The sequence below is a fragment of the Rhizobium sp. ERR 1071 genome, assembly GCF_007828675.1.
Taxonomy (GTDB): domain Bacteria; phylum Pseudomonadota; class Alphaproteobacteria; order Rhizobiales; family Rhizobiaceae; genus Rhizobium; species Rhizobium dioscoreae.
In genome coordinates this window covers 456,836-481,819 of the sequence record NZ_VITM01000004.1, presented here as the reverse complement: position 1 = coordinate 481,819, position 24,984 = coordinate 456,836, and the positions used below count along the sequence as shown (strand labels likewise).

Genomic DNA, 24,984 nt, shown 5'->3' with positions numbered 1-24,984 from the left:
CCGTTCATGTTCGATCTGATCATTCGCAATGCCAATCTGCCAGATGGCCGCACAGGCATCGACATCGCCGTCAAGGATGGCAGGATCGCAGCAATCGAAGCCTCGATTACCACCGAGAGCAAGGAAGAAATAGATGCGACCGATCGGCTGGTGAGCCCGCCCTTCGTCGACCCGCATTTCCATATGGATGCCACGCTTTCGCTCGGCCTGCCGCGCATGAATATATCCGGCACGCTTCTGGAAGGCATCGCCCTCTGGGGAGAATTGCGCCCCATCGTGACGAAGGAGGAGCTTGTCGAGCGCGCGCTACGATACTGCGATCTCGCCGTCACGCAAGGACTGCTGTTCATCCGCAGCCATGTCGACACGTCCGATCCCAAGCTGGTGACGGCCGAGGCGCTTCTGGAGGTGAAGGACAGGGTCAAGCCCTATATCGATCTGCAGCTCGTCGCCTTCCCGCAGGATGGATACTATCGCGCCAAGGATGGCGTGGCTTCGCTCGCACGCGCGCTCGACATGGGCGTCGATATCGTCGGCGGCATTCCGCATTTCGAGCGCACGATGGATGAGGGCAGAGCCTCAGTAGAGGCGCTTTGCAGGATCGCCGCCGATCGCGGTCTTCCCGTCGACATGCATTGCGACGAAACCGACGACCCGATGTCGCGTCACATCGAAACGCTTGCGGCAGAGACGGTCCGCTTCGGTTTGCAGGGACGTGTTGCCGGCTCGCATCTGACCTCGATGCATTCGATGGACAATTACTACGTCTCCAAGCTCATCCCGCTGATGGCAGAGGCGAAGATCAATGTAATTTCTAACCCGCTCATCAACATCATGCTGCAAGGCCGGCACGACACCTATCCGAAGCGCCGCGGCATGACGCGCGTGCGCGAACTGATGGATGCCGGGCTCAACGTCTCCTTCGGCCATGATTGCGTGATGGACCCCTGGTATTCGATGGGCTCGGGTGACATGCTCGAAGTTGGCCACATGGCTATCCACGTCGCACAAATGGCCGGCATCGAAGACAAGAAGAAGATTTTCGATGCGCTCACCATCAACTCCGCCAAGACGCTCGGCCTGGAAGGCTACGGCCTGGAAAAGGGCTGCAATGCCGATTTTGTAGTGCTGCAGGCCGTCGACACGCTGGAAGCGCTGCGCCTGAAGCCAACTCGCCTCGCCGTCATTAGGCGCGGCAAGGTCATTGCCCGCTCCGCGCCGCGCATCGGCGAACTCTTCCTCGATGGCCGGCCTTCACAAATCGATGGCGGGCTCGACTACGTGCCTGCAAGGGGCTAACAGAGGCCGGGGCCGAGGCTCTATAAAGTCCCCAGCCATCAACTCCTACCGCCGCCAATTCGACGTCAGTGTAATCACATATAGGCGACTGATATAAACTTCGCTTTACAACTAACATGTCAGCATGCTACGCACTGATCTCACAAGATCGGGAGGATCGGATGAGTGAGAATTTTGGCCTGTCGGCCGCGCTGGCAACACCTTTCGACGCTGATGGCGAGATTGCAATCCCGGGTGTGATCGAGCAGGCAAAGCATTGCCTTGCCAATGGCTGCAAGAGCGTCACCCTGTTCGGGACCACGGGCGAAGGCGCTTCGATTGGCATGCAGGAGCGCAAGCAAGTTCTGGCCGCCATGCTCGCCGCCGGCATTGCGCCGAAGCAGATCGTCATGGGCGTGCTCGTCGATGCCGCAGAAGATGCGGCAGCGCAGGCTGGACAAGCGCTGGCGCAGGGTGTCCGCAACATTCTCCTTGCCCCGCCCTCCTACTTCAAGAACGTCAGCGACGATGGCCTCTTCAAATGGTTCGCGGCCGTTTTCACTATGCTCGGCACGCATGCCCGCGACGTGATCGTCTATAATATTCCGTCGGTAACGATGGTGCCGCTCTCCATTTCCCTCGTTGGCCGCCTGCACGCCGCATTTCCGGATGTTGTTGTCGGCGTCAAGGACTCCTCGGGCGATTGGCCCTATACCGAGGAACTGCTGAAGACGCATGGCGATCTCATCATTCTGATTGGCGACGAGCGGCATCTTGCCCGCGGCGTTCGGCTCGGCGGACAGGGAGCAATCTCCGGCATGGCAAATCTTCTTCCTCGCGAAGTGCAGGCCATGGCGGAAAAAGGTATCGCTGACGCCAATGTCGAGCGTTTCGTCGAACAGCTGCTGAACTATCCGGTCATTCCTTCGATCAAGGCTATTCTCGCCCGGTTGACGGAGGACGATAGCTGGCTTGCCGTGCGCCCGCCGCTCGTGGCATTGAACAGCCAAGATTCCGACACGCTCTTTGCTGCTTTCGGCGCACTGTTTCGCGCCAAAGCAGCCTAACCGAACAGCCCGGAGCTGCCGATGGACGGACCAGGCGAACAGACAACGTTGAGAGAGAAAGCCTATGAGAGCTTCACACGCCATCTCTTGGCGCGCGACGTTCGTCCCGGGCAATTCATCTCGCAGCGGCGGCTGGTCGAGCTGACGGGACTGACGCTCGGCGCGATCCGCGAATTGATCCCGCGTCTGGAAGCGGAAGGTCTGATCAAGACGGTTCCGCAGCGTGGATTGCAGATCGCCCATATCGATCTGGACCTGATCCGCGAAGCGTTCCAGCTTCGTCTTTTTCTGGAGAAGGAAGCCGTTGCGCTGTTTACCCATTCAGCATCGGACGAGACGATCGCCAAGCTTCTGAAGGATCATCGCGATATCGCCGATGCCATCCGCTCCGGCGACAATTCCCCGGAGCTGGAGCTTCACGCGCAATCGGTGGACTGGGGCATGCATGATGCCTTCATCGATGCGCTCGGCAATACGATCATCTCGAACGCCTATCGGGTCAATTCGATCAAGATGCGACTGATCAGTCAGGACAGGTTCCGCATCAACGGCCATGTCGGGCCGGTCATGGACGAGCATTTGAAAGTGCTTGAGGCCATCGAGCGACGATCCGCCGAAGAGGCGGTTACCGCGCTGGTCGCCCACATCGGCGGAGCCCGGGATCGCGCGTTGAAGATGTAAATAGCTTTGGATAACGGGCCGCGAATGAGGAGATTTTCGGCCAAAAGGAGGAGGAACCAATGTCATCGTCACTTTTCAATCCGACACGTCGCGGCTTCATGGCCGGCACGGCTGCACTCGGCGCAGCAAGCCTTCTCGGTGTCCGCACCGCTTCGGCAGCCGTCGACTGGAAGCGCTTTGCCGGCACGACGCTCGAAGTCAATCTGGTCAAGAGCCCGCGCAGCGAAACGATCCTCAAATACTTAAGCGAATTCGAGGCTCTGACCGGCATCAAGGTCAATGCCGAGGCGACACCCGAGCAGCAGCAGCGTCAGAAAACCACGATCGAGCTCAGCTCCGGCAAGCCCAGCTTCGACGTCGTCCATCTGAGCTACCACGTTCAGAAGCGTCAGTTCGAAAAGGGCGGCTGGCTCGCCGATATCAGCGGCTTCATGAAGGATCCGTCGCTCACCGATCCCTCGCTGACGGAAAGCGATTTCGCCGAGGCCGGACTGAAGTTCGCCAAGGATTCCGCAGGCGTCATGCGCTCCCTGCCCTTCTCGGTGGACTACTGGATCGTCTACTGGAACAAGGCCCTGTTTGAGAAGAAGGGCCTGGCCTATCCCGAAACCTTCGAAGATATGGCGAAAGCCGCCGAGGCGCTGACGGACAAATCGACCAACACTTACGGCTTCGTCGCCCGCGGCCTGAAGAATGCCAACGCGCCGGTCTGGACGACCTTCATGCTCGGCTACGGTACGACGCCGCTTTCGGCCGACGGCAAGCTGCAGACGGAATCGCAGGGCGCCGTCGACGCCGCCAAGCTTTATCAACGCCTGATGACGAAATCGGCACCTCCCGGAGTTTCCGGCTTCAACTGGGCGGAAGCGCAATCAGCCTTCCTGCAAGGCAAGATCGGCATGTGGGTCGATGGCGTCGGCTTTGCGCCGCCCATCGAAAATCCGGAGAAATCCCGCGTCGTCGGCCAGGTCGGCTACGGCGTCATGCCGAAAGGGCCGAACGCACAGGCAGCTGCCACGACCGGCGACGGCATAGGCGTGACTGCTGCCAGCCAGAAGAAGGAAGCCGCCTATCTCTTCTGCCAATGGGCGATCTCGCATGACATGGGCGCGCGTCTTCTGCAGGCCGGCGCCGGTGTTCCCTTCCGTCAATCCATTCTGGAGGATCAGAAGGTTCGCGAAGGTGTGAAAATGCCAGGCGCCTGGCTCGATGCCGTCGCCGGCTCCGCCAAGGTCTCCCAGCTGGCGCTACCCGTCATCATCCCGGTCACCGAGTTCCGCGACATCTATGGTGTCGCGCTGACAAACATGATCGGCGGCGCAGATCCGGCAGCCGAACTGAAGACGGCAACCGCCCAGTTCGAGCCTGTTCTGGCACGAAGCGAGGGATGATGGCTTCCGTGAGCATTGAAGATACCGCCGCGAAGGCAACCAAAGGAAGGAGCAAGCCGCAACGGCTTGCTACCAACTACTGGCCCTTTGTCATTCCTGCATTGATCGTCATTGCCGCTGTCATCGTCTTCCCCTGGGTCTTCACTCTCTGGATGAGCGTGAACAAGTGGACGCTCGGTCAATCGCAGAGTTTCGTCGGCTGGGACAATTATGTCCGGCTGGCGACCGACGTACGATTTTGGGAATCCCTTTGGCACACGGTTCTCTATACCGTGCTTTCCGTCGTCGGCCCCTTGTTCTTCGGAACGCTGGCCGCGCTGATCTTCGATGCCAATTTTCCGCTGCGCGGTTTCCTGCGCGGTATCTTCGTTATGCCGATGATGGCAACGCCGGTCGCCGTGGCGCTTGTGTGGACGATGATGTTCCACCCACAGCTCGGCGTGCTCAACTACCTGCTGTCGCTGGTGGGCATCGGACCGCAGGAATGGATCTACAATCAGGCGAGCGTCATCCCCTCACTTGTCCTCGTCGAGGTGTGGCAATGGACGCCGCTGGTCATGCTGATCGTGCTCGGCGGTCTCGCCTCCGTGCCGCGCGAACCCTATGAAAGTGCCGAAATCGACGGTGCGAATGCCTGGCAGAAGTTCCGCTATCTGACGCTGCCGATGATCTCACCTTTCCTGATGATCGCCGTCATCATCCGCGGTATCGACGCGATCAAGAGCTTCGACATCATCTATGCGATGACGCAGGGTGGTCCGGGAACGGCATCCGAAACAATCAACATCTACCTCTACAACACTGCCTTTTCCTATTACGACATCGGCTATGGTTCGGCCATGGCAGTGGTGTTCTTCATCCTCATCGTCGCGCTTTCCTTCATCCTCCTGATGATGCGGCAGCGGACGAAATGGATCGACGCGGAGGGACATTGAGATGAAGCGTTCGACACTCAACCGTATCGGCCTATTCTTCGTGGCCCTGGTTATCGTCTCACCCGTTATTCTGTTCTTCCTCTGGATGATCTCGCTATCGCTGAAATACGAGATCGACAACGGCGCCTATCCGCCGATCCTTATTCCCGATCGTTTCGCCTGGACGAACTACGTCAATGTCTTCCAGGAAAACAACTTCTTTCTCTATTTCTGGAACTCCATTCTTGTGACGGGCGCAGCGACCCTGCTCGCACTCGTCATCGGCGTGCCGGCCGGTTATGGCATTGCACGGCTGAAGGCTGAGAAGTCTGCCGTCATCATCATGATTGCCCGCATGACGCCCGGTCTTTCCTTCCTCATCCCGCTGTTCCTGCTGTTCCAATGGCTCAATCTGCTGGGAACGCTCTGGCCGCAGATCATTATCCACCTCGTCGTCACCGTCCCGATCGTCGTCTGGATCATGATCGGCTATTTCGAGACGACCCCGATGGAACTGGAGGAGGCAGCAAGCATCGACGGCGCGACACCGTGGCAGGTCTTCCGGCTCGTCGCTCTGCCCATCGCCCGGCCCGGTATCGTCGTCGCCTTCATTCTCTCGGTGATCTTCTCGTGGAACAATTTCGTCTTCGGCATCGTGCTTGCGAGCCGCGAGACCCGCACGCTGCCGGTGGCCGTCTATAACATGCTCTCCTTCGAGCAGGTGAGCTGGGGACCGCTTGCTGCTGCCGCCCTGATCGTGACGCTGCCGGTGCTCGTGCTGACGATGTTCGCACAACGACAGATCATCGCCGGTCTAACAGCCGGCGCCGTCAAGTGACGCAGCCTTTATCTTTTGGATAGGATCACATTCATGGCACCCGTCAATATACAGAGCATCCAGAAGCGCTACGGCCAGGTAAAGGTCATTCACGATATCAGCGTCGATATCGCCGACGGCGAATTCGTCGTCCTCGTCGGCCCTTCGGGCTGCGGCAAGTCCACGCTGCTGCGCATGATTGCCGGGCTTGAAGAGGTGAGCGGCGGCGAGATCCATATCGGTCGGCGCGAAGTCAGCCATCTGCCGGCGCGCGACCGCGACATTGCGATGGTCTTCCAGAACTACGCGCTCTATCCGCATATGACGGTCGCCGAAAACATGGGCTTTGCGCTAAAGCTGAAAAAGGCAGAGGCTTCGGAAATCGCCGCTAAAGTGCAGAAGGCGGCCGCCGTCCTTGGCCTGGAAAATTTGCTGGACCGCCTGCCTCGTCAGCTTTCCGGCGGCCAGCGCCAGCGCGTCGCCATGGGCCGCGCACTGGTCCGCGATCCTCAAGTTTTCCTGTTCGACGAACCGCTCTCCAATCTCGATGCAAAGCTGCGCGTCCAGATGCGCGGCGAGATCAAATCCATGCATCAGCGCATTGGCACGACGACGATCTACGTGACGCATGACCAGGTCGAGGCGATGACCATGGCCGACAAGATCGTCGTGCTGCATGGCGGCCTCATCGAACAGGTTGGCGCGCCGCTCGATCTCTACGATCGTCCGGCCAACCTCTTCGTCGCCGGTTTCATCGGCTCGCCCTCAATGAACTTCATCGACGGCAGGATTGAGGAGGGCGTCTTCCGCAGCGACAAAGGTCTGATCCTGCCCTTGCCGGAAGGCTTTCCGATCGCGCAGCATGGTGGGCACCCACTCGTCTACGGTGTCCGGCCCGAGCATATCCGAGCTGTGGCAAGCGGCCTGTCGGCCAAGGTCGGCATCGTCGAAGGCACAGGTTCCGAGATCTACGCCAAACTCGACTGCGGCGGAGAAGACATCTCCTGTCTGTTCCGCGAGCGGCTCAACATCCGCTTCGGCGACAAGATCGAAATCGGCATCGACCCGGCCAGCATCCATCTTTTCGACAAGGCGAGCGGAAAGCGGCTTTGAGCGCTCTGTCCATCTTCGATCCACCGGCCGGTAGGGCCAGGCACGTCCTTTGTGTCGGCGCTGCCGTTCTCGATACGCTTTTTCGCGTCCGCACCCTTCCGCAGGGTCAGGGAAAGGTTCTGCCTTACGACATGCTGCAGATCGCGGAAGGCATGGCCTCCAGCGCAGCCTATGCCATTATCCGGCTCGGCGGCAAGGCAAGCCTGTGGGGTGCCGTTGGCCGCGACGATACCGGCGAGCGCATTATCCGCGATCTGGACGCCGCCGGCATCGACGTCGGAGGCATGTCGCGCATAGAGGGCGCACGCTCTGCCGTCTCGACCATCCTGGTGGACGATGACGGCGAAAGACTGATCGTTCCCTTCTACGATCCGGAACTGCACCACACCGTCAAGGCATTCTCGGCCGACGAGATCGCCGCCTTCGATGCCGTACTCGTCGACGTCCGCTGGCCGGCGTTGGCGCTGCAAGTTCTCAAGACCGCAAGAGCCATGGGCAGGCCAGCCATTCTAGACGGCGACGTGGCTCCTGACGGCGTCATCGAGGAGCTGGCGCCGGAAGCGACCCACATCATCTTTTCGGAGCCAGCCGCACAGCGTATCGCGGGAACAAGCGATGTGCCCGAGAGGGCGCGGCGTCTGAAACAACGGTTCGACCATGCCTTCATCTGCGTAACGGCGGGTGCAGCGGGCAGTCACTGGTTCAATGATGATACCGGCAAGGTCGAGCATTGCCCGACCATATCCATCAAGACCGTCGATACGCTTGCCGCCGGAGACATCTTCCACGGCGCCTTCGCTCTTGCGATTGCCGAGGGCATGGCGGCGGAAGATGCCATCCGCTTCTCCTCTATCGCCGCGGCGATCAAATGCGAATTCTTCGGAGGGCGTACCGGTGCGCCGAGGCGTGTCGATGTGATCAAACGTTCCGGGCTGCTTCATAGGCTCTGACGGCATGAGGATGCCGTCGAAACCTGTCGCGAATTCATGACCCGCTGGAGGCATTTACCTCCAGCCGTTGTTCGTCCTAAGCGAGCGTTTTCTACATCGGTACGGCAGGCCATCTGCAACGGTCGTCACCCCTCCTTTATGGGGGTGACATGCCTGCATGCGTCGGCTATACCAAACGCGCGACCGAAACAGGAGGATCGCCAGATGAGAAATTTCGGCACCAATTAACGCTGAACGGCGATGCCGAATTCGGGCTGCCGCTCAGTCCGTTCTTGTCTCCCATATCCTCTTCAGTGCCCATGGAGGGCATTCATGCTTCGTCGTTTCGTTTCATATTACGCGCGTTACAAGACGCTGTTTTTCCTGGATTTCGGCTGCGCCGTGCTCGCCGGCCTGCTGGAACTCGGCTTCCCTCTGGCAGTCAAGCTTTTCGTTGATGAACTGCTTCCAAGCCGCGACTGGAGCCTGATCTTTACGACGGCGGTGCTGCTCCTCGTCGTCTACGCGGTGGCGACCGGCCTTTCGGCGATCGTCAACTATTGGGGCCATGCGCTTGGTATCTCGATCGAATCCGACATGCGCCGCCAGGCCTTCGATCATATCCAGAAGCTTTCCTTCCGTTATTTCGACAACAACCGCACCGGCCATCTGATTACCCACGTCACCAAGGATCTCGAGGAAGTGGGCGAGATCGCCCACCATGGCCCCGAGGACCTGTTCATCGCGATCATGACCTTCGTCGGGGCCTTCCTGCTGATGTTCAGCGTCCATTGGAAGCTGGCGCTGCTGACGACGATCATCGTGCCGTTCATGACCTGGCTCGTCAGCCGCTACGGCTCGAAAATGACGCTGAATTCGCGCAGCCTGTTCGGCAAGGTCGGCAACTTCAACACGCGCATGCAGGAAACAGTCGGCGGCATCCGTGTGGTCAAGGCTTTTGCCAATGAACGATACGAAAGCCAGCTGTTTGCCAGCGACAACGAGGATTACAAGGCGACCAAGCTCGACGGCTATGCCTATATGACGGCAAGCATCGCACTCAGCTATTTCAGCACGCGCCTCGTCCAGCTGATCGTGATGATGGCGGGTACCTGGTTCGTCATATCGGGGGAGCTGAGCTATGGCGGCTTCATCAGCTTCCTGCTGCTCATCAACGTCTTCTTCCGGCCGATCGACAAGATCACATCGGTCATCGAGACCTATCCCAAGGGTATTGCCGGCTTCAAACGCTTCCTATCATTGATCGACACGGAACCGGATCTTGCCGATCGGCCGAATGCTGTCGCGATCGATCACCTGAAAGGCGATATCGCCTACCAGGGCGTTACCTTCGGCTATTCCGATCAGGCGACGATCTTCAAGGATCTGAACCTGACTATCGCATCGGGCGAGACGGTGGCCTTCGTCGGCGCCTCCGGCACCGGCAAGACAACGATCTGCTCGTTGCTGCCGCGCTTCTACGATGTGACGGCTGGCAGCATTACCATCGACGGCACCGACATTCGCGATATGACGCAGACCTCGCTACGCAGCCAGATCGGCATCGTGCAGCAGGACGTCTTCCTGTTCGGTTCGACCATCCGCGAGAACATCGCCTATGGAAGCTCGGCGCGACGGACGACGATATCATGAAGGCGCTGCGGCGCGCCTCGCTTGACGAATTCGTCCGCTCCCTGCCCGCCGGCCTCGATACGCCGACAGGCGAGCGCGGCGTCAAGCTTTCGGGCGGACAGAAACAGCGCCTTGCGATCGCCCGCATCTTCTTGAAAGACCCGCCGATCCTCATCCTTGACGAGGCCACCTCGGCGCTCGATACGGCCACCGAATACGCCATCCAGCAGGCACAGCTCGAGCTTGCAAAGGGACGCACGACACTGGTCGTCGCTCATCGACTGTCGACCATCCGCAATGCCGACCGCATCATCGTTATGGGCGACAAGGGCATTGTCGAAGAGGGATCGCATGACGAGCTGCTCGCCGGGCGCGGCGCTTATGCGCGGCTATATGATGCACAGTTCGGGCTTTATGCCTGATTTTGGCTGAAACATCAAAAAAAACAGGAGCCGGGCTCGGCGGCCCGGCCTTCTTCTAACCAGCGATAATCAATGCCGTTACTGAAAATCGAACACACTCAGACCAGCCGCCATTTCATCGAGGCCAAGCGGGCGCGTGACCGGCGGTTCGGCTCTCGCCAGACAGCCCTGCCGTTCGCATAGGCGGCAGGCAGGACCGATCATGACCTGATTGCTACCCAGCGCCTTCCCGTAGACCACCTCGTCGCAATGGGAGATATCGCAGCCGATCAGAAGTGCGGTGCGGCGCACCCTTTCGCCGAAATCGGCCCGCGGCCCCTCGATCGTTCTCGAGATTGTCAGAAAGCCGCCCCCGTCAGGCATTTGGGCAGCGTCCACCAATATCTGGCCGGGCTGGGTGAAAGCGGCATGGATATTGAGCTTCGGACAGGCGCCACCGAAACGCGCCTGCGGAAAACCTTGGGCGCCTGCCTTGCGCAGGCGATGGCCGGCATTATCGATCTCCATCAGGAAAAACGGAATGCCGGATGCGCCGGGGCGCTGCAGGCTGGTCAGCCGCGTGGCGGCCTGCTCGTAAGAAACGCCGAAACGGCCACTCAGACGATCGATATCATAATGCAGTCGCTGTGCTGCCGAGAGATAGGCGCCATACGGCATCAGAAGCGCATGAGAAGCGTAGCGCGCCAGCTCGAAACGGGCGATGCGATTGGCCTCAGGCGTCGAAAGCGCGAGAGCATCGAGTTCGGCGGCGATCTCTTGACGCAGGGCCAAAAGGGAGACTTCAGTCGCAATCTCCCGGATCTGATCGAAGGGCGAAAGACGCTCCGACAGGAAAAGCCGCATCGAATGCCGGTCGTAGCGACGACGCAAACCAGGCATGGCGCGCACTGGCAACAGGCGCACCGCGATGCCATGCTCGGCCTTTAGCCATGCCTTCAATGCGCCCGCCAGGTCGTCGCCGGGCGACAGGCGCTCATGGAAGGTTTCCGCAGCATCTTCGATGCGGGCAAAGAAATTCGGACGCGACTGAAGGCGATCGTGAACCTCGTCGAGCGGCAGTCGCGGTCCGGCGACCTCGGCAACCCGGCCCTCGCGGCCCAGAAGCTCGGCGAGATCGGACAACCTTGCCGCCTGCTCGCGATAGGCGCGATAAAGCCGGATCATGCCGTTTGCCGCATTCGGCGCGGCCTCGGCGAGCTCGATCAGCTCCTGATCCCCAGGGATCTCGCCTGACAGCAGTGGATCGGCAAAAACTTCACGCAATTGCCCTGCACTGCCGGCCTCTCCGCCCTGCAGCTCGTCGAGGTCGACCTTATAGACCGCCGACAGCTTCAACAGCAGCTGCACGGTCAGCGGCCGTTGGTTGCGCTCGATGAGGTTGAGATAGGATGGCGAGATATCGAGCGCCTGCGCCATCGTCGTCTGTGTCAGACCGAGGCCCATGCGAATGCGCCGAACCTTCGGACCTGCAAAGATCTTGCGCTCAACCATGTGTCATACCTTTTACAAAGCTCTCATCAGCAAGATTTTTACAAGATTTACAATTTTACCGAAGACTAATGTCAACAGTAACACATCATAACCCTTTTATCTAACGGCATTTTCCAGTTTTCCTCGCCCTTACAGCATCGATATTGTAAAAATAGTCGTGCAACGGAGATCGATCGAAGGATCAAGAGGAAGTACCGGGAGAATAGCATGACAGATTTTTACAAACTGGTTCCCAGCGCACCCACTGGGCGTTTCGATGGCATCGAGCGCCCCTACAAGGCCGCGGATGTGGAGCGGCTGCGCGGATCGGTCAGCATCCGTCATTCACTGGCCGAGATGGGTGCGAACCGCCTCTGGCAGCTCATCCACGAGGAGGATTTCGTCAATGCGCTCGGCGCGCTCTCGGGCAATCAGGCCATGCAGATGGTCCGCGCCGGCCTGAAGGCGATCTATCTCTCGGGATGGCAGGTTGCCGCCGACGCCAACACGGCTTCGGCCATGTACCCCGACCAATCGCTCTATCCTGCCAATGCGGGTCCGGAATTGGCCAAGCGCATCAACCGCACCCTGCAAAGGGCCGACCAGATCGAGACCGCGGAAGGCAAAGGGCTTTCCGTCGACACGTGGTTTGCGCCGATCGTTGCCGATGCCGAAGCGGGCTTCGGTGGCCCCCTCAATGCCTTCGAGATCATGAAGGCCTATATCGAGGCGGGGGCTGCGGGCGTCCACTTCGAGGATCAGCTGGCATCGGAGAAGAAATGCGGCCATCTCGGCGGCAAGGTCCTCATCCCGACGGCGGCCCATATTCGCAATCTCAACGCAGCACGGCTTGCCGCCGACGTCATGGGCGTGCCGACCCTCGTGGTTGCGCGTACCGACGCCGAGGCCGCCAAGCTTCTGACCTCGGACATCGATGAGCGCGATCAGCCCTTCGTCGACTACGACGCCGGCCGCACGGTCGAAGGCTTCTATCAGGTCAGGAACGGCATCGAACCCTGCATCGCCCGTGCTGTCGCCTATGCGCCGCATTGCGATCTCATCTGGTGCGAGACGTCGAAGCCGGATCTGGAGCAGGCGCGTAAATTTGCCGAGGGCGTGCATCGGATCCATCCCGGCAAGCTGCTCGCTTACAATTGCTCGCCGTCCTTCAACTGGAAGAAGAACCTGGATGACGCGACGATCGCCAAGTTCCAGCGCGAACTAGGCGCCATGGGCTACAAGTTCCAGTTCATCACGCTTGCCGGCTTCCACCAGCTGAATTTCGGCATGTTCGAGCTCGCCCGCGGCTACAAGGCTCGCCAGATGGCCGCCTATTCGGAGCTACAGCAGGCGGAATTTGCAGCCGAGGCCAATGGCTATACCGCCACCAAGCATCAACGCGAAGTCGGCACCGGCTATTTCGATGCGGTTTCGCTGGCAATCACCGGCGGCCAGTCGTCCACCACCGCCATGCACGGATCGACGGAGCATGCCCAGTTCAAACCGGCAGCAGAGTGATATCAGGATCTTAGGAGGAGAATGACATGGCATCGATAGCACGCGTTCGCGAGAGAGCAGAGGAGCAATCTCTCACCATGAATGCCGATCAGCAGGCGGTCATCCGCATGCTGGCCAATGAACTGCATCGCCTCAACCAGGCGGTCATGAATGCGGTCGAAGCCGGCGTTTCCGTCGAGCTCGTCCGCTCGGCCCGCCACCATGGCGGTAACGGCAATTGGGGCGACCTCTTGATCCCCGTCGTCGTCGCCAAGGCTGCGCATCAGGCTTGACGAAGATAGATACAACGATGTTCGGGCCGCGCCGTCATTAACGGCCGGCCCGACGCTCAATCCAGCCAGTTTTCGACACGGAGATCGCGGACGCGCTTAAACTCGCCGATATTAGCTGTTACCAGGACCGCCTCCAGCGCACGAGCATGGGCAGCAATCAGCAGGTCGTTTGGGCCGATGGATTTGCCAGCAACTTCCAGCTCGGCCCTAATGGCTCCGTATTCGGCATCGGCAGGGACATCGAGCGCGAGCACCGGTATGCTTCCCAGGATGGCCTCGATCTGTGCCAGCAATTTCGGCGATCCCTTTTTAGCGCAGCCATAGCGCAACTCTGCGGCTGTAACGATGCTGACACAAATTGCATTCGGCCCGACATCTGCGATGCGCTTGGCAACGGTACCCTGCGGGTTTCGCGCAAGTTCGGATACGATATTGGTATCCAGCATGTAGAGCTTATTCAAAGCTCGATTTCCTTCGCTGGCAACAGAGTATCATCTATATCGGGAAACTGATCCTCTGGTCCGAGAGGCTCCAAACTTGCCAAAACGTCAAGCAAGCTCTTGCGGCGCACCGGCTCGATAATAAGCCGATCTCCTTCCCGGTGAATCATCACTCGATCGCCAGGAAGCTCGAAGTCAGCCGGGATGCGTACGGCCTGACTCTTGTTGTTACGAAACAGCTTGGCTTCTCGTGGCGGACTAGGTTCGTTATCTCGGAGATGGCGCATGCTAACCTCCCTCCTTGCATATCCATATGTATATGCAACGTAACGGATCTGATTTCAAGCCCGCTGAATCCAACGACACAAGATTACTTTTCCGCGAAAGCCCTTGCTTAGGACTTCACGTCTGCGAAATCAGAGAATGCCTGCTTGACGACGTCCGCAGTGGCTCCAGAGGCAACCAGGGCTGCCAGCAAAACTCTCGCCTGCCCCGGTCGCAGTGTGGAGGAGTGGATTGCACCGGCCGCCGCAAGATCATGGCCGCCACCGCCACCGCCATAGCTTGAAACGAGCAAGCCTTCCGGTACGCGGCTGGAAACCACGACGGGTACGCTGACATCGGCACAGCGCCTGACAGCCTCGACCAGACGCGGATTGGCATTGCCGGAACCGAGAGCCGCCAGAACGATGCCATGGGCGTCTGCCCTCAGGCTTGCATCCACATGCACCGAGTCACAGCCAGGATAGATTGCGACGACATCAATCCGCACATTATCGAGCGGCGCCGCAAGCCGCGGACTTGGCGGATTTTCGAGCGGCCGCGATTGACGGAACGCATCAGCACTATCCGAAGAATGCTTATAAAGCCCCCAAGCCGGCAACAACCGACCACCGAAACAGACGAGCACGCCACGCCTCGCGTTTGCAGAATCGACGGCTGCGGCAACAGCAGCAGCAAGGTTGGCCGGCCCGTCGGCCTTGGGATGGTCTGCGGTAAATTGCGCACCGGTAAACACAACGGGCTTATTCAGGCCGTGCTGAAGATGGACGAGCAGCGCCGTCTCTTCCATCGCGTCCGTGCCATGCAAAATGACGATACCGTTGATGGCATCATCTGCAAGCAATTCGCCGACCTTGTCGCTGATCCCCTGCATGTCGGCGAGCGTCAGGCTCGCCGAATCCTTTGCCATCAGCTCGACGGGCCTGAGATCGACAGGCATGTCCGGGAGCAGTGCCAACAGGCTCTCTCCCGTCAGCGACGGTATGCTGGCGCCGCTATCGGTGCGCTCGCTCGCAATGGTGCCGCCGGTGGCAATGACTGCCACCAGCGGATTGACTTGCCCAGCCGTCACGATTGGCCCCGCTCGGCTGCCAGCCGATAGATGCGGTCACGCAACAGATACCAGCCGATGACGAGAGCCGGCGCGATCAGGATCAGCGAGGCGATCGTCCACGTGCCGACCGGATAGTCGAGCGCCATCAGCACCAACACCGCAAAGAGAAAGACGAGCGTCAGGATACCGGTATAAGGGGCGCCGAACATGCGGAAATCCGGACGAGCCATCTCGCCACGCTTAGAGAGCTTCCAGAGCTTCAACTGGCATAGCACAATCACGCCCCAGGCCGAGATGATGCCGAGTGCCGAGATATTGAGGGCAATCTCGAAAGCGGCCGACGGAACGACGGCGTTCAGCGCCACGCCGATGACGGTCACGACGGCCGTCACCGCAATGCCGCCATAGGGGACGCCTGCCTTGTTCATCTTGGCCAGCGCGGCCGGTGCCGAGCCCGAAACCGCCATCGAATGCAGGATGCGGCCGGTGGAGTAGAGGCCGGCATTGAGTGAGGACAGCACGGCCGTCAGCACGACGAGGTTCATGATGATATCAGCACCTTGAATACCGATCGTCCCGAAGAAGGTGACGAACGGGCTCTCGCCTGCCTTGTAGGCCGTATAGGGCAGAAGCAGCGACAGAAGCAGGACCGAGCCGACATAGAAGACCAACAGGCGGGCGACCACCGTGCGGATCGCGCCAGGCATGACCTTGCGCGGATCTTCTGTTTCACCCGCAGTCGTGCCGATCAGCTCGATCGACGCATAGGCAAAGACCACGCCTTGTATGATGACGAAGGCGGGCAAGATGCCATTGGGGAAGAAACCGCCGCTATCGCTGATGATACTGAAGCCCGCCGAATGACCGGCAATCGGCGTGCCGGAAACGACGAAATAGATGCCGATGACGAGGAAGCTGACCAGCGCCAGAACCTTCACCAGACTGAACCAGAATTCGAGTTCGCCGAAGACCTTCACCGACAGGAGGTTCATGGCCAGCACGACCATCAGCGCGATCAGCGCGAAGACCCATTGATCGATGCCCGCAAGCCAGGGCACGTAATGCTTGAAGAAATTCATGTAGAGGGCGACGGCCGTCACATCGGCAACCGAGGTCATGGCCCAGTTCAGCCAGTACATCCAGCCGACGGCAAAGGCCATCTTCTCACCATAGAACTCGCGGGCATAGGAAACGAAAGAGCCGGAGCTCGGGCGGTGCATAATAAGTTCGCCGAGCGCGCGCAGCACCAAAAAGGCAAAGAAGCCGCAGAGCGCGTAGACGAAGATGAGCGCTGGCCCGGCTGTGGCAAGGCGTCCGCCCGCACCGAGGAAGAGACCGGTGCCGATTGCGCCACCGATCGCGATCATCTGGATCTGCCGTGGCTTCAACGCCTTGTGGTAGCCAAGATCCTCATTGACCGGCGGCCGGCGATCCGCCGGAATATTCTGAATAGGTTCGACTGACATTGCTCCTCCCTCGAGCCGTTTGTCCATGGGCGGATCCGGGGTGCTGATTTCGCACCCGACCGGATGCCGCTGCCTTAATCTGGCCGCCGATCAAGTCTAGTGATCGCCGGTCATGCTGTAATGCTGTATGACAGATTTTCTCTTAGACATAGAAAAGTCCGCAGGTCAAGCCGGGCAGCACTTATTGACGCGGCAGGAGCGAACGGATAACAGATTTCAAAATCTGTCATACAGCTTGACAGATATAGCTTGATTTCGACCATAGGAGGATAATGTGGTCAAGACGCGAAGCGAGTATGACCTGCTGGGCGAAAAGGATATTCCGGCTGAGGTTTATTGGGGGGTACATACGGCAAGAGCCGTCGAGAATTTCCAGGTCACGGGAACGCCGATCAGCCGCTATGCACATCTCATTCGAGGCCTGGCCTTCGTCAAGGAAGCAGCGGCTCTTGCCAATCACGAACTTGGCTTGCTCAGCAAGGAAAGGCTCGACGCCATCGTGCGCACCTGCCGCGAAATCCGCGCCGGCGAGCTTCACGACCAGTTCGTCGTCGATGTGATTCAAGGCGGCGCCGGCACCTCCACCAATATGAACGCCAATGAGGTCATCGCCAACCGCGCGCTCGAACTGCTCGGCCATGCCAAGGGCGACTATGCTCACCTTCATCCGAACGACCACGTCAATCTCAGCCAATCCACCAACGACGCCTATCCGACAGCCGTCAATGTCGCGCTGATCGAAGCGATCGACAATCTGGCGGCGGCAATGGAGACGCTGCAGGAGGCCTTCGAACGCAAGGCCAAGGAATTCGACGGCATTCTGAAGATCGGCCGCACGCAGCTACAGGATGCCGTGCCGATGACGCTCGGCCAGGAATTCAGGACCTTTGCCGTCATGCTCGGGGAAGATCGATCCCGCCTGATCGAATCGGCGGCCCTTTTGCATGAGGTCAATCTCGGCGCCACCGCCATCGGCACCGGCCTCAATACACCTGTCGGCTATGCCGCCCTTGCCTGTTCCCACCTCGCCCGGCTGACGGGCCGTCCGCTGGTCACCGCAAGCGACCTCATCGAAGCAACGCAGGACCCTGGCGCCTTCGTCCATCTCTCCGGTGTACTGAAGCGCGTCGCAGTCAAGCTATCCAAGACTTGCAACGACCTGCGCTTGCTCTCTTCCGGGCCTCGCGCCGGCATCGGCGAGATCACGCTGCCTGCCATGCAGGCAGGTTCGAGCATCATGCCCGGCAAGGTCAATCCGGTGATCCCGGAAATGGTCAACCAGGTGGCGTTCTCCGTCATCGGCAACGACATTACCGTGACCATGGCGGCGGAAGCGGGCCAACTGCAGCTCAATGCCTTCGAGCCGATCATTGTGCGCTCGCTATCGGAAAGCATCATGCATCTGACCGCCGCCTGCCATATCCTAGCCGAACGCTGCGTTGACGGTATCACGGCCAATCCGGCTCTGATGGCACAACGCCTGCAGGAATCGATTGGCCTTGCGACAGCGCTCAATCCTTTGATCGGCTACCAGGCGGCGACCAAAGTTGCTCGCGAGGCGCTGGCAACAGGACGCACAGTGCCGGAAATCGTGCTGGATCATGGATATCTGACCGCGGAAGAGCTTTTCGAGGCGCTACGGCCGGAACGGCTCGCCAACCTGCCGATTGCTCTCAATGAGGCTGTTGCCCCTCGCCGATGATCGTGGTCACCACGCGCTTGACCTGACCGAGATGGGCCTCCATCGCCTCGATGGCCTCCTCCTCCGAGGCCGCCGCAATCGCCTCGACGATGCGGCGGTGCTCGACATTCGACGCCACGCGGCGCTGCGCCATCATGTTGACCAACTCCGATTGGCGCATCAGTGCGTCGCGGGCGTCGGAAACGATCTTGGAAAAGACGGCATTTCCGGAGGATTCGGCAATCATGGAATGGAATTCCGAGTCCAGAGTTACCCACTTCAATGGGTCTTCTTCCCCGTCCATCTCATCACAAAGTTCAAGCAGGCGCGCCAGCTGCTGTTCCGTGCGCCGTAGCGCCGCCCAACCTGCCGCCGGGACTTCGATAAACGGACGCGCCTCGATCAGGTCGCGGGCGGAATAACCGCCATAGCGGAGTTCCGGACCGGGAGTGGAGGTCAGAACGTAGGTGCCGCTGCCGGTGCGCGTCTGGGTGAGGCCGAGCGTCTGAAGCGAGCGGAGCGCTTCGCGGATGATCGGACGGCTGACACCATAACGCGTCGCAAGCTGCGACTCGGCGGGCAGCCGTGTCCCGACCGCCAACCGTCCCGATGTTATTGCCGAACGAATATCCTCAAACACTGCCTCGGCAGCGTTTTTCCGACTGATCGGACTTGTATAAGATAACCAATCAGCCACCTCACTCATAACAGTCAAACTTCACAAACATTCTTCGCTTGTCAAGCGATCGCACCCCGAATTGGTGCATGTCTCTCCGGCTGAAAGCCCGTCGAAAGAACTGGCATTATGTGAAGAATGTCACCGACGATAACTCGTGCTTGATGTATCCCCCATGGCAATATAAAGAAATCCTTATTCCTTTATATCGGAGCTGGACGTGCCCTTACCCCTCTTCGCATTGTTTCTGGCTGCGTTTGCTTTCGGCACGACCGAGTTTGTCATTGCCGGCATCCTTCCGGACGTGGCACAGGGTCTTGATGTCTCGATCCCCTTTGCCGGCTATCTGGTTTCCGGCTATGCGCTGGGGATTGCCCTCGGCGGGCCGCTCCTGACCATGGCGACACGACAGATTTCGCGCCGAACCATTCTGATTGCTCTGACGATCGCCTTTTGCCTGGGTCAGATCGCCTGCGCGCTTGCACCTGACTTCGCCGCCATGCTCTTCTTCCGTGTTGCGACTGCCGTCGCCCACGGCGCCTATTTCGGCATCGCCATGGTGGTTGCGGTCGGCCTCGTGCCGCAAGCGTTTCGAGGGCGTGCAGTCTCCGTGATCCTCGCAGGCCTGACGGTCTCCAATATTGTCGGCGTTTCTCTGGGCGCGGCAATCGGTGGGCTTTGGGGATGGCGGATGACGTTTTGGGCGATGACCTTGGTCGGTGTCCTCGCATTGGTCGCGATATGGGTCTTGATTCCGCAAACGAAAGCAGAATCTCAGCAATCCGGCCATTTGAGCGGCGAAGTGCGCGTTCTCGGCCGTCAGCAGGTCTGGACGTCCCTTATCATGATGCTCGCATTGATGATCGGCCAGATGGTGCCGTTCACCTACATAACGCCGCTCCTGAGCGAAGTAACGGGCCTCGATGTCATGCTCATTCCCTGGGTTCTCCTGCTCAATGGCGTTGGAGCGACATTGGGTGTTGTGATCGGCGGCAGGCTGTCGGACTGGAAGCTGATGCCCTCGCTTATCGCGATGCTCGCCATCCAGTCCGCGATACTCGTCATTCTCTACCTGGTCAGCCCCTACCCCATACCGATGAGCGTGGCGATCTTCGTTTGGGGCGCGCTCAATTTTGCAATCGGCACCCCTATCCAGGCTCGCATCCTGATGTGGACCGCCGATGCGCCGGGCCTTGCCTCCTCGCTCATTCCGTCAGGGTTCAATATCGGCATTGCGATCGCAGCCAGTGTCGGTGCGGCGCTGCTCGAGAGCGGCTATGGCTATCGCAGCTTGCCGGTGCTTGGCGCGATCACGCTTGCCCTGGCCTGCGTGGTTGCCATCCTCTCCGCAGCGCGCGAAAGGCGCAGCGGCGCCGTTCCTCCCAATGCGGCTCTCACGTAATTCTATTGGAAGACGGCGGCCCTTAACCCAGGCCGCCAGCGCAAATCAGGCAATCAGCCCTTTCATGGGCAGGACATGATCGGAGCCCGGAAAGACATCGCGCGTCAACAGGGTCGGTGACGCCCCAAGCAGATCGACCGCGATCCCCTTGACCACAGCACGCAGATCCGTCGTTGCGGCAAGGTCACGGCCGTCGCGCAGTTGCGCCTGTTTAAGACCGGGCCAGTCGGCGATCACGCGGCCGCCCTTGATCGCGCCGCCGGCGAGAAAGGCCGCCGTTCCGGTGCCGTGGTCGGTGCCCTGGGTGCCATTCACCTGCGCGGTGCGGCCGAATTCGGTCGCAACAAGAATGGCGGTATCTTTCCAGGCCGGACCAAGCTCCTGCTGGAAGGCGGCAAACGAATTATCGAGCCCGACGAGCAGCTTGTTCAGCCGATCGACCTCTCCGGCATGAGTATCCCATCCTTCGAAGGCAAGCGCTGCGACGCGCGGGCCATCGTCTTGAGCCAGCAGGCGCGCGGCCCCTCTCGCCATCTGTTCCATGCCGGTGGGATCGCCGGGACCTCCCTTCGCCTTGACATCAAGGCCGGCGGCGATCTTGCCGGTCGAAATGCCCTCAGCGAGGATTTTCGCAAAGAGCGGGTCGGTGTGATTGTAGAGATCCATCAGCCGCGGCGGCAGGTCGTCGCTCACCGGCTGGAGGGTTGATGGCGACCAGCCGAGTACCGGCGCCTTGCCGCGAATAACGAGCGGTGCATTGGCTCCGACCGAGAGACCTCGGATCTCCGAAACTCCCGGTGAAACCTTGTCACCCTTTGGCAGTCCTTCGAGCATCCGGTTCAGCCATCCGGATTCGACACGGCCGGGCATTTCGTAACCGGACTCCAGCACGTCCTGACCATCGAAATGCGACCGGTCGCGATACGGCGTCGCACTGGCATGCACGACGGCCGCCTGTCCCGCGAGATAGAGCCGATTGAAATTCGGCATCGACGGATGCAGCGCAAAGAAGCTGTCGAGCGGAAGAGCCGCCTCAGGGCCGCTCGTCGTCATGGCGATCGACTGCCGCAGGGCCTGATAATCGGGATCGCCAACGGGTGGGACAGCCGTCAGACCGTCAAGCGCACCGCGCAGGATGATGGTGATGAAGCGCGGGTCCCGTCCGCCGGCGGCGTGAGCGAAGCGCGGGATGAAGGCCCAGGCAAACAAGGCGCCGGAGGCGCCAAGTACGGCACGACGGGTGGGGGTCATAAGTTCGCAGGTCATGGTCAGCGCCTTTGAAATTCGGGGGAAAGATAAGCGATCATCAGGCCCTGCTTGCGGGTTTCCGCGCGCGATACCGCCTGCAACGTTTCATTCGAAAGAAGCGGCCCCAGGCTGTCGGACACGAAACTGCGAGGATCGACCTGAGGCGGCACCGCATTGGCGATCATATTGGCGACATCCATGCGCATGCTGAGGCTCTCGCTGGAGGCCCAGACATCGACGGTATCGGCAAAACCGTTGGGGCCGGCCGGCGCCCAGAAGGGCTGCCCCATCGCGGTCAAGGCGCCGAGGATGACATTCGGCTTCGGCGTCTCGCCGCTTGCCCGCAAGAGCGCGGTCATGAATTCGATTGGCGAGCGAACTTTCGACAGGGTCGGGTTCCATGCTTCCTCGGAGCCGACGAGCGCCCGATAGACGGCGGAAAGATCGCCATCCGTCTTGCTAAAGGTCGCCGCAACGGTTTGCACAAGCCCTGGTGGTGGCGTATCGGCGACGAAATGCCGGACAAGCTTGGTGGCGATATGCTGCGCTGTTGCCGGATGGCGGGCGAGATCGCGCAGCGCTTCCCGCCCCTGCCCCACGCCATTATCGGCATAGGTGAGACCGAGCAGCGTCTGATCGCCGGGCTCGTGGGCACCGGCATTGAAGACGAAGGTGCCGGGTGTCCCGAGCTTGCCCTCGGCGCGCGCCACCGTCCAGCCTGTGATGATCTTGGCGAGCGTCGTCACGTCGGCCTGCGTGTAGCCGCCGTTGACACCAAGCGTGTGGAGCTCCAGCGTTTCCCGGGCAAGGTTTTCATTGAGACCACGTTTCTTGTTGGCATTGGCCTTGGAGTTCGGCCCGATCGATTGCTGGTTGTCGAGATAACCGAGCATAGCCGGATGGGTCTCGACAGCGAGCAGCATGTCGGCGAAGCGCCCGAAGACATGCGGCCGGATCGCCTCGCGCTCGAAGGCGCCGGCAATCATATGCACCTCCTCGCTCTTCGACACGGCGACAGCGAAATGGTTTGCCCAGAACATGGCAAGCCGCTCGCCAAAGCCGATCAATGGCTGCCGGATCGTGCCGTTGAAGCGGGCATCCACTTCGGCCAGCAGGACCTGCTGCGGAAGGTAGGGCATTGCGGGCTTTTCCAACTTCTCGACTGCCTTGCCGATGACTGCCGCCATGGCCTGGTTACTTGGCTGGACCTGATTGTTCGGCTGCCCTGCCGTGGCGCCGGAAGGCTGTAGCGGCGGCTTCTGCGGCGGCTGCGGGCCTTGCATCTGCTTGTCCTGCGGCACGGCGGCGACAGCGGCTGCGGCCTGCTGTCTGGCCTCCTTGCGCTGTTCCTGGAATGCGTAGAGAGAAACGAGAAGATCGGCCGTCGATTGCAGCTGCGGCCCGACCGGAACCGGGACGAAGCGCTCGGTGATTTCTTCCAGCAACGCGCCGCGCGGATCCGATGCGATCGACGTGGCGCCGTTGTGGTCCGCTCCTAGCCCAAAGCGGGAAAGAGCGAGCGCGGCATAAACATCATTGGACTGCTGGGCCATGGCCATGCCAACTCCTGCATCAAACTTGCTTCTTTAACGCAGGCCTGGTTTCCATCCGTCGCTCGGCAAGTATGATCATTTTGTGGCAGCGGCTTTAGGCATGCTGCGGCGGACCAGGCTTTCCGCCAGCGCCCGACGCTCGTCGTAGGAAAGCCCTGCCGCAAAATCGACGGCACGCTGCTCCAGCTTCGCCCTCAAGGCAATATCGGCATCGCGCGCCCTCGCCAGCGCGGCCGAGAGCGCCTCTTTATCCAACGCCGGCTGCCCAAGAATGGAGGCGGCGTCGACCTTGGCCTGTTGTGCCTCGAGAATGATCTGACGTTCGTCCTTGCGGGCTTCGTTGAGCGCGGCGCGCAGAGCCTTCTTCTGCGCCGAAGGCAATTGCTCGCCGGCAAGCGGCATCATCCCGGCCCGCGCCTGCGTCTTGCGTATCCAGGTCAGCCCACCGCCGGCCAATGCTCCGACCAGGAACGTATTCAGTACCAAAAGAAAAATGACCACTATTCGAAAGCTGCGTTCCGTCATTGGCTGTCCTGCTGTGCTGCACCCGCGTCCGGCCCTATATCGCCGAACATGGTCGCGGTTCCGTCGGAGACGACTGAGGTATCGGACGTCAAGCTCGGGGCCAGGACGGCGATGGCGATGCTGCCGGCAAGCGCGCCGGCTATGCCGACACCCACGAGGCCGATGCCGGCCGAGCCGAAGCGAAACCAGTTTCTTATCGTCAGGCGGCGAACGAGCTTTGCGAGAATTCGCTCTTCAAGGCCGGCATGGCGAGGCTTGACGACGTAGGTGTCGAGCAACGCATCCAGATCGGCCGCGCGCGCAAGCGTTTCGGCGGCGGCGGGGCTCTTGGCAAAATCCCGAGCGGCCGCCCGCTCAGCCTGCGGCCATCGGCCGATATCGCCGCCATACGCCGCGGTCAGCGCTTCAAAGCGATCGGCATTCATCGGACCCGCGATATTCTCAACCATCGCCCTCATCCTTCAACAAAAGCGCCTGCAAGGAGCGCCGTCCACGCGCAAGCAGGCTTTCCAGTGCGTCGACGCTGACGTCCATGATCTCAGCTGCCTCGGCATTCGACAGCGCCTGATAGTAAACCAGAATGATCGCTTCGCGCTGCCTGGGCGCGATCATCTGCATGGCCCGTTCCACGCGCCTGGACGGATCGTCCTCGCTCATCAAGCCCGCATCCGGCGCCGGCCCTTCATACTCGACATCGGGTGGATGCTCGGCAAGAACGTCCTTGCGACGCCGCAGGCGATCATAACAAAGGTTGGTCGCTACGCGGTGCACCCAGGTGCTGAAGCGGGCATTGCCCTGGCGCCAGCCGCCCGCATTGCGCCAGACGCGCAGGAATGTTTCCTGCGCTACATCCTCGGCCTCGGTCGCATCACCAAGCATGCGGGTTGCCACGGCAACGATGCGCGGCAACTGCCGTGTTATCATCATGCGCATCGCCGGAACATCGCCCGCAGCGATGCGACCGAGCAGGTCCTCATCAGGGTCGCCACTCTTGGGCGCGCGATCCCACTTCATCGACAATCGCTACCGCTCCAATTTCCTGCGATACCGCCATGACACCGGGGCCTCGGGACTCTCGGCCGGCAAATCCCGCCTCGCCGTCAACTTCGGCAAGCGGCGCCACTTAGATCGCAGCATCTCGGTCAGCGTATCA

23 protein-coding genes and 1 pseudogene are annotated in these 24,984 nt (G+C 60.3%); 13 read left to right on the top strand and 11 right to left on the bottom strand.

Features of this window, described 5'->3' with window-relative positions:
• Positions 1-6 precede the first annotated feature (6 nt).
• The 9 genes and pseudogenes from FBZ99_RS16955 (at position 7) to FBZ99_RS16915 (ending at position 10,244) form a co-directional block, all read left to right on the top strand.
• Positions 7-1,299 (top strand): amidohydrolase family protein, encoded by a 1,293-nt coding sequence (locus FBZ99_RS16955; protein ID WP_113353669.1) that lies wholly within the window; start codon positions 7-9, stop codon positions 1,297-1,299.
• Between the two features lie 161 nt (positions 1,300-1,460).
• Positions 1,461-2,345, top strand: a complete 885-nt coding sequence (locus tag FBZ99_RS16950) for a dihydrodipicolinate synthase family protein (RefSeq protein ID WP_113353668.1) — start codon at positions 1,461-1,463, stop codon at positions 2,343-2,345.
• A gap of 21 nt (positions 2,346-2,366) precedes the next feature.
• Entirely contained in the window at positions 2,367-3,026 is a 660-nt protein-coding gene (locus tag FBZ99_RS16945) for a GntR family transcriptional regulator (protein WP_113333262.1), read from the top strand.
• 59 nt (positions 3,027-3,085) lie between these two features.
• Positions 3,086-4,417, top strand: coding sequence for an ABC transporter substrate-binding protein (locus FBZ99_RS16940; RefSeq protein WP_113353667.1), 1,332 nt, complete (start codon positions 3,086-3,088; stop codon positions 4,415-4,417).
• Positions 4,417-5,352 carry a carbohydrate ABC transporter permease gene (locus FBZ99_RS16935; protein ID WP_113353733.1) on the top strand — a complete coding sequence of 312 codons (936 nt, stop codon included), beginning with the start codon at positions 4,417-4,419 and terminating at the stop codon, positions 5,350-5,352. Before FBZ99_RS16940 ends, FBZ99_RS16935 begins: the two co-directional genes overlap by 1 nt.
• A gap of 1 nt (position 5,353) precedes the next feature.
• Positions 5,354-6,169: a carbohydrate ABC transporter permease gene (locus FBZ99_RS16930; protein ID WP_113353666.1), complete on the top strand. Its 816-nt coding sequence runs from the start codon at positions 5,354-5,356 to the stop codon at positions 6,167-6,169.
• A 33-nt stretch (positions 6,170-6,202) separates the two neighbouring features.
• Positions 6,203-7,261 (top strand): ABC transporter ATP-binding protein, encoded by a 1,059-nt coding sequence (locus tag FBZ99_RS16925; RefSeq protein WP_113390413.1) that lies wholly within the window; start codon positions 6,203-6,205, stop codon positions 7,259-7,261.
• Complete coding sequence (locus FBZ99_RS16920; RefSeq protein ID WP_113353664.1) at positions 7,258-8,211, top strand: sugar kinase; 954 nt, start codon at positions 7,258-7,260, stop codon at positions 8,209-8,211. Before FBZ99_RS16925 ends, FBZ99_RS16920 begins: the two co-directional genes overlap by 4 nt.
• A gap of 312 nt (positions 8,212-8,523) precedes the next feature.
• A pseudogene (locus FBZ99_RS16915) lies at positions 8,524-10,244 on the top strand (ABC transporter ATP-binding protein).
• 78 nt (positions 10,245-10,322) lie between these two features.
• Here the strand turns inward: FBZ99_RS16915 and FBZ99_RS16910 are convergent.
• Complete coding sequence (locus tag FBZ99_RS16910; protein ID WP_113353663.1) at positions 10,323-11,735, bottom strand: helix-turn-helix domain-containing protein; 1,413 nt, start codon at positions 11,733-11,735, stop codon at positions 10,323-10,325.
• Positions 11,736-11,942: 207 nt separating this feature from the next.
• On the opposite strand from FBZ99_RS16910, the gene aceA reads away from it, so the two are divergent.
• Together aceA and FBZ99_RS16900 are read left to right on the top strand one after the other, a co-directional pair.
• The gene (aceA, locus tag FBZ99_RS16905; protein ID WP_113353662.1) at positions 11,943-13,232 is read left to right on the top strand and encodes an isocitrate lyase; all 1,290 of its coding nucleotides are present in this window, start codon (positions 11,943-11,945) and stop codon (positions 13,230-13,232) included.
• 26 nt (positions 13,233-13,258) lie between these two features.
• On the top strand, positions 13,259-13,504 hold the full coding sequence (locus FBZ99_RS16900) for an SMc00767 family acetate metabolism repressor (protein ID WP_069614529.1): 246 nt from the start codon (positions 13,259-13,261) through the stop codon (positions 13,502-13,504).
• 56 nt (positions 13,505-13,560) lie between these two features.
• Here the strand turns inward: FBZ99_RS16900 and FBZ99_RS16895 are convergent, their stop codons facing one another.
• From FBZ99_RS16895 to FBZ99_RS16880, 4 genes are all read right to left on the bottom strand, one after another.
• Positions 13,561-13,965: a type II toxin-antitoxin system VapC family toxin gene (locus FBZ99_RS16895; protein WP_113353661.1), complete on the bottom strand. Its 405-nt coding sequence runs from the start codon at positions 13,963-13,965 to the stop codon at positions 13,561-13,563.
• Positions 13,962-14,231 (bottom strand): antitoxin, encoded by a 270-nt coding sequence (locus FBZ99_RS16890; RefSeq protein WP_113353660.1) that lies wholly within the window; start codon positions 14,229-14,231, stop codon positions 13,962-13,964. Before FBZ99_RS16890 ends, FBZ99_RS16895 begins: the two co-directional genes overlap by 4 nt.
• Before the next feature lie 107 nt (positions 14,232-14,338).
• Positions 14,339-15,298 (bottom strand): asparaginase domain-containing protein, encoded by a 960-nt coding sequence (locus FBZ99_RS16885; RefSeq protein WP_113353659.1) that lies wholly within the window; start codon positions 15,296-15,298, stop codon positions 14,339-14,341.
• Positions 15,295-16,746, bottom strand: a complete 1,452-nt coding sequence (locus tag FBZ99_RS16880) for an amino acid permease (RefSeq protein ID WP_113353658.1) — start codon at positions 16,744-16,746, stop codon at positions 15,295-15,297. Before FBZ99_RS16880 ends, FBZ99_RS16885 begins: the two co-directional genes overlap by 4 nt.
• 274 nt (positions 16,747-17,020) lie before the next feature.
• Here FBZ99_RS16880 and aspA point away from each other — a divergent pair, with 274 nt between their 5' ends.
• Positions 17,021-18,448, top strand: coding sequence for an aspartate ammonia-lyase (gene aspA, locus FBZ99_RS16875; RefSeq protein ID WP_113353657.1), 1,428 nt, complete (start codon positions 17,021-17,023; stop codon positions 18,446-18,448).
• On the opposite strand, the gene FBZ99_RS16870 is transcribed toward aspA, so the two are convergent.
• On the bottom strand, positions 18,420-19,133 hold the full coding sequence (locus tag FBZ99_RS16870; RefSeq protein WP_113353656.1) for a FadR/GntR family transcriptional regulator: 714 nt from the start codon (positions 19,131-19,133) through the stop codon (positions 18,420-18,422). The genes aspA and FBZ99_RS16870 overlap by 29 nt on opposite strands.
• Positions 19,134-19,323: 190 nt before the next feature.
• Here FBZ99_RS16870 and FBZ99_RS16865 point away from each other — a divergent pair, with 190 nt between their 5' ends.
• Positions 19,324-20,505, top strand: a complete 1,182-nt coding sequence (locus tag FBZ99_RS16865; RefSeq protein WP_186450317.1) for an MFS transporter — start codon at positions 19,324-19,326, stop codon at positions 20,503-20,505.
• Between the two features lie 45 nt (positions 20,506-20,550).
• On the opposite strand, the gene FBZ99_RS16860 is transcribed toward FBZ99_RS16865, so the two are convergent.
• The 5 genes from FBZ99_RS16860 to FBZ99_RS16840 all read right to left on the bottom strand — a co-directional run bounded on the left by FBZ99_RS16860 (position 20,551) and on the right by FBZ99_RS16840 (position 24,845).
• The gene (locus FBZ99_RS16860) at positions 20,551-21,771 is read right to left on the bottom strand and encodes a DUF1501 domain-containing protein (RefSeq protein WP_113333250.1); all 1,221 of its coding nucleotides are present in this window, start codon (positions 21,769-21,771) and stop codon (positions 20,551-20,553) included.
• Between the two features lie 2 nt (positions 21,772-21,773).
• Complete coding sequence (locus FBZ99_RS16855; protein WP_113353732.1) at positions 21,774-23,306, bottom strand: DUF1800 domain-containing protein; 1,533 nt, start codon at positions 23,304-23,306, stop codon at positions 21,774-21,776.
• A 75-nt stretch (positions 23,307-23,381) separates the two neighbouring features.
• Positions 23,382-23,831, bottom strand: a complete 450-nt coding sequence (locus tag FBZ99_RS16850) for a periplasmic heavy metal sensor (protein WP_113333248.1) — start codon at positions 23,829-23,831, stop codon at positions 23,382-23,384.
• Positions 23,828-24,280 carry a hypothetical protein gene (locus tag FBZ99_RS16845; protein ID WP_113333247.1) on the bottom strand — a complete coding sequence of 151 codons (453 nt, stop codon included), beginning with the start codon at positions 24,278-24,280 and terminating at the stop codon, positions 23,828-23,830. The genes FBZ99_RS16850 and FBZ99_RS16845 overlap by 4 nt, the downstream gene beginning before the upstream one ends.
• Positions 24,273-24,845: an RNA polymerase sigma factor gene (locus FBZ99_RS16840; RefSeq protein WP_113353653.1), complete on the bottom strand. Its 573-nt coding sequence runs from the start codon at positions 24,843-24,845 to the stop codon at positions 24,273-24,275. Before FBZ99_RS16840 ends, FBZ99_RS16845 begins: the two co-directional genes overlap by 8 nt.
• Positions 24,846-24,984 lie beyond the last annotated feature (139 nt).